The sequence below is a fragment of the Flavobacterium kochi genome (assembly GCF_048286715.1).
GTDB lineage: Bacteria > Bacteroidota > Bacteroidia > Flavobacteriales > Flavobacteriaceae > Flavobacterium.
The window spans coordinates 196,014-206,261 of sequence record NZ_JBLVPW010000008.1; the positions used below are offsets into that span (position 1 = coordinate 196,014).

Consider the following 10,248-nt stretch of genomic DNA (forward strand, 5'->3'; position numbering starts at 1 on the left):
TTAAGAAAATTAATCTTATTTGTTTCCGTTTTTTCTTTATTTAAGGCCGATTTAGACATAAGAAAAACTGTCATTTTTGACAGTTTTTCTTTCTTAAGTTTCTTTTTATCGTGTTATGGGATAATTATTTTTTTGCTGAAATCCCCGTTTGTAGTCTGAAGTTTTACAATGTACACGCCGGAACTTGCTTTTTTAACAGGCAGCTGGATATTTTGTTGGTCTTGATTCTCAATTTTCCAGGTGCTTATTGATTGGCCAAGTGTATTGAATAAAGTAACTTTTTTAACGGTTGTATCTATTGTATTATTATTGATTATAATACTATTTCCGTTTTGTACATGAGTAATTTTAAGGGCATTGTCCGTGATGGTTTTTTCATCAACACTCAGCGTTTTATTAGTAAACTGTAACGAAAAACGGTTGTTGTTTTCGCCCAGCGGAAGAATCACTTCAAATGCTTCGTTGCGAATATCATGGTAGATCCCCGTCAGCTCATCATGGATGTAAATTGCCTGTGCTGGGTCGAAGTTTTCTACCGCATCGATTTGGAACTTAACTTTCCCTTCTGCATCTGTTTTTACGCCAATAGGGTAGGCGGCACCGGCATCAAAAAAACCTTCGCCTTCTATTACCAGCTGGTTTTCCCCATTCAATAAATACATGTCATTCGGAAAATCATCGATATTTAAACCATCATAACCGTAATCCATTTCGTTGGTTGCTTTTTCATTCATGAATCCTAACAGCACTTGTCTGTGATAATCATCATGGGAATTAAATCCTAAACGAATTCTTTTATAGGTGTCATTTACTACAGGGTCATTATTATTGTTATTCCAGTTTGTTTCTTTAGTAGTCGCGGTTTTATACATTACATTAGAATTTGAACTGTCGTTTTCTTTATGAAAACTTCTTTGACTGTTTTTGAAAATAACCGTGCCCCCGGAACCTATTTTTCCGTTGACAAAAAAGCCTTGTCCTACTGGAATATATCGGTTAGGAATCCCTCTTGACGGGGTTCCTAATTGGCTGATAAAATCAATTCCTGCTGAGGAAGGAGCCAGTCCACCCGTTAAATTTCGTGCCGCATATCCGCCTTGATAATCACGTAAAACATGGGTGTTATTGGTGGCATAATGTTCCCAAAAATATAAAGTGCCATCCGTAGAGGGATTTGTGAAAGTTTCTAAAGAACTTATATTATCAGTTATAAAAGCATCAGCATCTAATGCTGATGGATACGGATTACCCGTTAACAATAATTGATCATCGCCTACAGTATTTGTTGTTATAGTGCCGTTATTCGGTTTTCCGACAAAAGTGTAATTTTGAGTTCCTGATGCCGCTCCGCTTCCTTTTAATGTAAACCCTTGTCCGACACGGAGTGACGCTGTTTCTGATATTTGAGCCCAATTCGCATAATTATTGGCATAATTATCAAATTTGTAAAGCCAGTAACGCGCCAGACTAATCGGAGTTGTTGGAGCTCCGTCATAGCCCGCTACCCAGTTGATATTTTGAGGAGTTGTGGTAGTACCATCTTTCATGATACCGGTAACAGTATAATTAGTGTTGTTAGCGGTAGTGTTTATAGGGCTTACGGGAGAGGTCCAATAGTTATAATTGTATTTGTTGGATTGTCCTTGTTGGTCTCTTTCAATCGACCCGGAGCTCGTAACATCTAAATCGCTTTCCGTTGTCTGAACTAATTGTGACATGCCCGCTAAATCTATTTTGCCATCTAATTTTAAATACCAATCGTTTTGTATTTTGGTGTCATTATTCATTACAACGGTTTTTCCGGCATCTACCAGCATACCCAAATCAACAGTATTAGCCGTTTCTGTAATGTCATGCTGCACTTTTACAATTGACCAATCCTGTTCCATAATGTCATTCCCTCTAATTTCTTTTGTGGGGCTGTTTACCGCTGTAGCAAAACTACCGCTACGTTCCGTTAAAAAAGGCATAGGAGCCTGTTGCACATAAATGTTTTTATGGTTGTATATTTTTGTTCCTGTAACATCAATTGCCGGAGTCGTTAAATCATCAATGATATCATCCTTGTAATTATCCATTCTGTAATAACGAAGCAAATTTGCAAAAGGCAAAGAAGCAGGGGACGTGGCGACATTTTTAGGAACAATCGTACCTCTAATTTGCGAACCGGTATCCTGAATTTCCTGATACACCATTCGTTGTAATTGGGAATCGGTTAGCGCCATATTAAATACTCTTACTTCATCAATTTTTCCTTTAAAATATTTGGTAGCGGTGCCGGAATCTCTTCCTAAAGTAAGTACCGTTGCATCGGCTGATATACTTCCGGTTTTCGCCTGGGTGGCCACCAAAGTTCCATTTAAATATAATTTTATATTGGCTCCGTCATAAATTACCCCAACATGATACCACTGTGATACATTTAAAGCGGTATTGTACGTTACTGTCGTGCCGTTTACAACTGCTTCCAATTTCTTAGTGGCTGTAATTCGGATTTGAAAATTATTTTGTCCTGCAATAACTCCATCGGTAGAAAAAGCAGCATTTAGATCAATCCATGCCATTAAAGAGGCGTTGGCTAATCCTCCAAGAATAGCGGTACTTTGACCATAATCGTTTCTGCCATCAAAGTCTAGAAATAGTTTGGTGTGTAGATCTCTTGGAGAACCAAACTGAGCCGTATTGGTGTCAAAAGTGTCCAGAATTCCGTCTTTATCACTGTCTGTTGTGCCATCGATAATTCCATTGTTATTGGCGTCTAAGGTTTTATAGTCATAGATTAATAACGTATTGGCAATATCAAAGGTACTTCCGTTGGATTTTACATCAAGATAATCCGGGATTCCGTCTGTGTCGGTGTCTTTTAGATAGGTAGTGGCCGGATTTGCAGTTGCGGTACCTTGTCCTAAATTTCCGTATTGGTTTGTAGCTCCCGTACCATAGTCATAAATGTCTAATATCCCGTCACCATAACCTTCCGTTATACCATCTCCATTAATATCTTTGCTTCTAAATGTTTCTGATTCCGGACCATCTCCTGTTCCGTCCCCATTGATGTCCCCATCGCCATTTACAAATCCAGAAACAGCATTTGTATTTCCTGCACCCGATTCGTCCACGTCAAAAAGACTGTCGTTGTCACTGTCTAAATCTATATAATTGGGGATTCCGTCACCATCAGAGTCTAATGCCGGTAAGGCAGCTGTGGATTCGGCACTGTCAAGAAGGCCATTTCCGTTGGTATCAACCCAAGTCACATCGATCTTTCCTTTAGCATTGCTGAGATTTCCTAAGCCAGCTTCAATAACATCTTCAATACCGTCATTATCGGCATCCAGATCAAACATATCCGCAACGCCATCATTGTCTAAATCACATAAAGTTTGTGAAATTAGGATATCATCCAACGCAAGATCATTACCGCTACCACCGGGCGCGTTGTTTTTGAAACGGATGGTAAAGGCATTCACATTTCCTAAGTTGACACTAGTGGTGAATTGTTTCCATACTCCCTGACTGCAGGTGTTATCTGTAGTGCTTCCGGAGCATCTTCCGATGTCCCCCGTGTTGAAAGAGGTAAGGAGATTATTTGATAAATCATAAAATTCTACGGTTACATTGGGCAAAATGGAAGATGGAAAAGTAGAGGCGGCCATGATGTTTAGTACCCAAAAACTATAGGTGATTGGTAAATTTGACAAGACCCCGGTAATCGTTGTTTCATAGAATGTGCCGGGAGTAAAACTGGCATTAAAAACGGCCATTCTTCCATTGGTGTCTCCTGTGGTATGATCTTCTCCGTTGTACCAAGCTAAATTGCCATGAATGTTTTCAGGATCGCTGGCTACTGTTCCTGTTATTTTAGAAACTACGGTGTATTCGCCATCGTCCAGTATCCAGGTTGATTGACTAGGACAGTCTGTCGTATTGGTGCCTGCAACCCCGTCTTCATAACAATAGGTTGTGGTTGCATTATAGGCAGCAGTAAAGCTAGAAGTTCTTCCTCCGGTGCCAAAGGTTTCATTTAAAAACTTATAATCTACTTTATGTCCATTTACGCTGTTGCAATTCACCTCCTCAGTGGCATCCAGAATACCGTCATTGTCATCGTCAATATCAAAATTGTCATAAACACCGTCCCCGTCGCTATCATAAAAGGTTTGGATTCCGGTACCCTGAATGGAGAAATCATAAGGATTTTCATTAGCATCACCGTTTACAATTGAAATTGCGGCTGTTTTTAAACCTACGGTGCTTGGATTAAAGCTAACAGAAAATGTAGAGGTGCCTCCTGCAGCAATTGAAGCACTTGGACTAGTGGCTACGGTAAAATCGGCAGCGTTAGTTCCAGAAATAGTTATGGCTCCCATGGATAAGGCTGAAGTGCCCGTATTTTGAATGGTGAATGTTTTTGTGATGATTCCCGTACTGATCTCCATTGATCCAAATTCGGTCCAATCTGTTGTGCTTGGGGTTATATCGCCATCAGTAATTGAAACAGCGTTTCCCAGAATGTTTATTTCCGGTGAATTTACAGTTGCTATGACCGCAATTCTTGTCAAAGAAGTACAAGAAGCATTGGTAGTTTCAACATAATACGTTGTCGTTGTTGAAATAGTGGGAGTCGTAAAACTTGTCCCTGTAGCTAAAGCGCTTCCTCCGGTTGATGCTGCAAACCACGAAATTGTTCCTGCAGAAGCTGTAGCTCCCAACACAACTGTTCCGGAACCAATTCTGGAATCAGGAGCCGTACTGGTAATCGTTGGATTTGCATTTACGGTTACGCTTGTCGAATTATTGGCGCTAATGGCTGAACTACAATTATTTGGAGTAGTTCCGCCGCTTGCCAGATTAGTAATAGTTATGGTTGTTGTACCTGAATTCGATAATGTGCTTGTGGTAAAAGTTCCTGAACCAGCCGCTGTAACGGTCATCGTAGCTGTACTTCCTGTCGCAGTATTTCCCCCGGTTAAGTTGTAGGTAACGGTGTAAGTTCCTGTTGGTAATGCTGCAGCTGTTGCCGTAACGGATACGCTTGCACTATTTGTTACGCATATCGGTGAGGCAACAGCTGTTGTGCTTAAGCTATAAGTAGAACAGGTCCATGTGATCATGATTTTACCAGCTGCGCCTGAACCGCCATCATTTCCTTTTCCACCTCCGCCTCCGCCTCCGCCTGGCACTACGCCTGAAGTTCCATTTGAACCAGAACCGCTGGCACTACCGCCACTACCGCCATTACCCCCACCAGTTGGTGCTGTTGCGCCGTTTTGATTGGTGGCATTGACGCCCGTTAAAATTGTTCCTGCTGAAGAACCACCGCCACCACCACCTGTATTAGTAACAGCATTAGCCCCATTTCCTCCGGAAAGTACAGTATCTCCGATACAAGCGGATGATAAAGCACCGCTGGCCCCTGTAGTGGTATTGTCAGGTACGCTGTTGCCTCCTTTTGCAAGGATGACGGTATTGGTTGAAAACCAGGAATCTCCTCCTGCCGCCGCTGATGAGCTACCAGATCCCACTGTTACGGAATAAGATGATCCAGGTGTTACTGTTATCACTTTTTTTGCATAAGCACCACCGCCACCGCCACCATATTCAACACCAGCGCCACCATTTTTAGAACCCCCTTTTCCGCCGCCTCCCCAGGCTTCAACGGTTAAGCTTGTCACTCCGGCAGGGACAGTAAATGATCCCGACGTGCTGTAGGTTTGAGTGGTCTGTGAATATCCAAAAAATGTAATGAAAAGTAAAAAAAAGTTGAGGATTATTTTTTTATATCGTAAAGTAATTTTCTTCATAATTGTCGTCTGTTTGATTAATTATGATGCAAATATTTTGGTCTCAATCGATTCTAATTAAAAAATATTTGCACTGCGATATTAAATTTAAGGATTTTTGGCTTTTTCATAGTTTAAATGCATAAAAATCAGATGAAATGCACTTATAGGTTATATTTGTAGGTTAAGTAATACGTTAAAATTATATTTTTTTGTTCGTTTAAAAAAAATGGATAATGATGTTTTTTATTCATAGAGTTTCTGATTGTAAGCTAATTAGAGTTGAATTATCACTATTTTTTCTCTTTTGTTCTGGTGCTAAATAATTTTTTAGTCGGGTTAAGAATTCAGTGGAAATTTAGAAACGCAATTATGATTTCAAAATAATGATGGAGTCTTACTTTTTCATATATTTATTAAAAATTAGAGGCTATGAAAATTTATAAAACACTATTGTTTGTTTTTTTACTATTTGTTGGGTTTGGGTATGGACAAAACAAGGTAACAGGAAAGGTTACCAACAGTAAGAATAAACCAGTTGCAAATGCTAAAATATATTTAGATTCTATTGATACAAATGTTGAAACCAATAAAAATGGGGATTTTGAGGTAGTAGTTCCTGAAAAGGTTACTGTAATTAATGTTTTTTCTCCTGAATATGGTTTGTTATCGTCTAAATTCAATAATGAAAATATTATGAATTTTATGTTTTTAGACTCGGATAAAGCTGCAAGAGGCCGAACAAAAAAAGGAGACAAGATTACAATTGGATATTCTGAAGCGGATAAAAAATATAAGGTTAACAATGCCCAAAGTTTAGGTGTGGAAAATGATAAAAATGCAAGTATATATAACACTATTTATGACCTCATAAGAGGACGCTTACCAGGAGTTACGGTTGCAAAGGACAATAAGATAACTATTAGAGGAGTGAGTTCAATTCGCAATACTTCTGAACCACTATTCGTTGTTGATGGAATGATTGTATCGAGCATCGATTATATTTCACCTAACAATGTGAAAAGCATAAGCGTGTTGAAGGGGGCCGAGGCCTCTATTTACGGGGCGCAAGGTTCTTCAGGCGTTATTGTAATAAAAACTAAATAGTATTTGATAGTATAGAAAGCATATAAAAATCAAACTTTATTCAATGTAAAAGTATTTTTGGCAATAGTTGTTATTTTGGTAAAAACAGCTATCTTTTATTTTTAAGGATAAAGGATTTTGATTTCATTTTGTTTAAATTATCACAACACTTTTTGTATTTCGGAAATAAAAATAAAAGCAGGTTTGAAGGCTTGTAAAAGATTATTTGCGTCTTTTTTAGTTAGAAAATAGTCTAGTCGTAATTTAGCATGATTTTTGTATATTTGTATTAATAAAAAATTAATTATTATGACAACTATAACCATAAACGAGCGTACCAAAGCTGGGAAAACATTGCTTGAACTTGCAAGGTTGTTAGCGGTTACAAATAAAGGCGTTGAAATAGAAGAAGGAAGTTCTTATAACCCAGAGTTTGTGGAAATGATAAAAAAAAGAGAAGCCGATCACAAAAGTGGAAAGTCTAAAAGTGTAACGGTTGATCCGAATGATATATGGGGAAGTTTAGGATTGAAGTAATGTCGGAAGCAAAAGCGGATATTTCAAAACATTTAAAATCAGGGAATCAATCCAGTATAAAAAAATCGCTAAGATATTAGAAGAGCTTGGCAAAACTCCGTTTGAAGGAGTTGGAAAACCTGAGCCATTGAAGCACCAACTTGCAGGATACTGGTCAAGAGAAATAAATAAGAAAGATAGACTTATTTATAGGGTTGAGGAAAATATTGTAACTGTTTTTGTAGTCTCAGCAATGGGACATTATTCAGATAAATAGTAAAAAGGTTAATTATATAGTACGTTTTTTTTGATAAGCACTGATTTTCAATTGTTAACTTAGAAATGCATTTTAAAAAGAATTTTTGAAATTTTTTAAGGCTTTAGCCTGTTTTTCCATTTTTGAGTGCTGTACTTGGTAGTTTTCTAAAACCTGATTTAATTTCTTTAAGTATCTTCGTATCGCTATAATTTGATTAAAGCTAATGTGTTCGCAAATGGCTTTAATGCTCGATGGCGAATTTTAGACATAAAAAAACGATTTTATTTCTCTAAAACCGCATGAAAGGTATGTTTTTTGTGGTATAAGCTTGGTTTTAATTCTCTTTTATTGGTTTTTCTCACTATTTTTTCCTCACCTGGATCTATTGGATTAGTACTCAATTTTTGAAATCCATTGATTTTGAATGCCCCATTCTTTATTGGGTTCAGCGGATGTTTTTATAATTAAAGTTCCTCCTTTAGTAATTTCTTCCTGTGTCAACCAATTTCTGTCCAGGGGTTCTCCATTTAAAGTGGCGGAATGAATGTAAAAATGATCTTTATGGTAATTTTGCACTACAATATGAAAAGGGCTTCCTTTTTCCCAATTTAAACTCACCGTCTTAAATATTGGTGCGGTCAGGTAATAAATCGGACTCCCGATATTGGCCGGAGATAAACCAATACTTCGCATAACAAACCAGGATGACATCGTTCCGGCATCATCATCCATTGTACGAATATAGGCTTGAGGCTCATTTTTATATATACGGCCAATGTAGGAATCAATTCCTTTACTGTTGTCATTGAAATAACTCTGAACCACCGTATCTAACATAATATTCCGAAACAATTTTTGTGATTTCCAAGGCTGAGATGTCGCGTTGTACATTCCGGGTACTTGTAAATCGGGTTGATTGGCATGATTGTAATTGTCCTCTGCAAAAAATTGATCCAACTGATTCAAAAATAAAGACTCTCCTCCGGTCAGCGTTTTCAAGCCCGATAAATCAAAAGGGACAAACCAACGGTATTGCCAAATGGTTCCTTGGTACAAACCCCGTGCCGGCATTTTATCAATATCCTTCTGGGACAGATCAGCAAAATCTTTTTTCCAATAGGATTTATATTCTAATGCCTTATGCAAATATTTTTTGCTTAACAAGCTGTCTTTCGTTATTTTAAGAATTTCAGATAGTGCCCAATTATCATAAGAAGACTCCAAAGCCTTGTCCGGAGCGCTGTAATCTAATCGGTTTGCCTCAGCAATTAAAGAATCCTTAATGGCAGTAAAATTTACAGGGTATCCTTTTTTATAGGCATCCAGTAAAACAACTACCGCATGTTCAGTGCGGACTGTAGGGGAGGGCTCGTGCAGAGTGGCCCAATTATTTTTTCCATAGGGATACAAATTTGCAATGGATTGTACAATGGGACCAAACCGTTCCGGGTACCCCAAAGACAGCATTGGTAATTGCTCCCGATAATTATCCCATATCGCCCAACCATTATAAATCGGATGAGTGGCTGTTTGTGTCGATCCATCAATCGCTTTATAGGTTCCGTCCGTTTCCGATATTAAAAACGGCGCTTGTAAACCGCGATACAACAGCGAATAAAATAAATCTTCCCGATCTTTTTCACCCACTACTTTTATTCTATTCAAAAGATGATTCCATGCTGCTGTCGTCTGGGTACCCATTTCATCAGCACTAATCGATTCTATTTTTGCTTTGGCATACACTATACTTACAGAGGAAAACCCGATCCGAACTTCCATTTTTGTGGCATCCTTCAATGCTGATATGATATATTGATGATCTGCGGACTTTTTTACAGAACCAAAGTTGGAGAATTCAAGGGCATAATAGATTCGGTATACTCCTTTGTCACAGGTGGTTTTGGTGTCGATCCATCCACTAATTGTATTGCCTGCAATACGGTGCTCTTCCCCTACAAAACGATTGACAAAAGCATGCGACAAATCAATGAATAGTCCCCCGTTTTTTGATGGAAAAGTATATTGATGAATACCAAAGTTGGGTTTGACCCATAGCTGGGCCACAATGCCATTTTCAAAAGTTACGCCATAAAAACCAGGCGCAGCAGATTCTTGTTTTTTTATTAAAGGTGTCGTACTGTTTCCTGCAAAAATAGGTTTGACTAACAAATTGCCACCGCTTCCTAAACAACCTACACCTTCAATTCTTGTATGTGTAAATCCTAGAAAATCCTTAGCCAAATGTTCGTACCCGGAATGAATATGCGGATTGGTTTGCGGACCGATGCTCATCATGTTGAATGGAGAGGAAGCTGAAGGGGACATTTGCCCGTGGTCGCCGGAAGTGCCTAAAAAAACATTTACTTTTTTTACAAGCGGTGTACTTCCTGATTTATTTTCTACCGTTTTATTCTTTAAAGGTTGACAGGCAACTATTAAAAAAGAAAGAAAAACGACTATTATTTTTTTCATATGTGTCTTATGTTATTTTTTTAAATTTGACACCAATATTTACCTACCAAAGTTTCCTTTAGATGCTTAACTTCGGAATGTAATTTTTGCCAAATTGCGGTCTTTTTTTAGATTAACGTGTTGTAATCTCTA

At 38.2% G+C, this 10,248-nt stretch carries 5 protein-coding genes; 3 read left to right on the plus strand and 2 right to left on the minus strand.

Annotation, left to right across the window (positions count from 1 at the left end; genetic code table 11):
• Positions 1 to 113 precede the first annotated feature (113 nt).
• Complete coding sequence (locus ACNQGH_RS09545) at positions 114 to 5,804, minus strand: choice-of-anchor D domain-containing protein (RefSeq protein ID WP_417955772.1); 5,691 nt, start codon at positions 5,802 to 5,804, stop codon at positions 114 to 116.
• Positions 5,805 to 6,215: 411 nt separating this feature from the next.
• On the opposite strand from ACNQGH_RS09545, the gene ACNQGH_RS09550 reads away from it, so the two are divergent.
• The 3 genes from ACNQGH_RS09550 (at position 6,216) to ACNQGH_RS09560 (ending at position 7,662) form a co-directional block, all read left to right on the plus strand.
• Positions 6,216 to 6,890: a TonB-dependent receptor plug domain-containing protein gene (locus ACNQGH_RS09550; protein WP_417955773.1), complete on the plus strand. Its 675-nt coding sequence runs from the start codon at positions 6,216 to 6,218 to the stop codon at positions 6,888 to 6,890.
• 288 nt (positions 6,891 to 7,178) lie between these two features.
• Positions 7,179 to 7,406, plus strand: a complete 228-nt coding sequence (locus tag ACNQGH_RS09555; RefSeq protein ID WP_417955774.1) for a DUF2683 family protein — start codon at positions 7,179 to 7,181, stop codon at positions 7,404 to 7,406.
• 73 nt (positions 7,407 to 7,479) lie between these two features.
• Entirely contained in the window at positions 7,480 to 7,662 is a 183-nt protein-coding gene (locus tag ACNQGH_RS09560) for a Txe/YoeB family addiction module toxin (RefSeq protein WP_417955778.1), read from the plus strand.
• A 372-nt stretch (positions 7,663 to 8,034) separates the two neighbouring features.
• Here ACNQGH_RS09560 and ACNQGH_RS09565 read toward each other — a convergent pair whose 3' ends face one another.
• Complete coding sequence (locus ACNQGH_RS09565; protein ID WP_417955775.1) at positions 8,035 to 10,116, minus strand: glycoside hydrolase domain-containing protein; 2,082 nt, start codon at positions 10,114 to 10,116, stop codon at positions 8,035 to 8,037.
• Between the last annotated feature and the right edge of the window lie 132 nt (positions 10,117 to 10,248).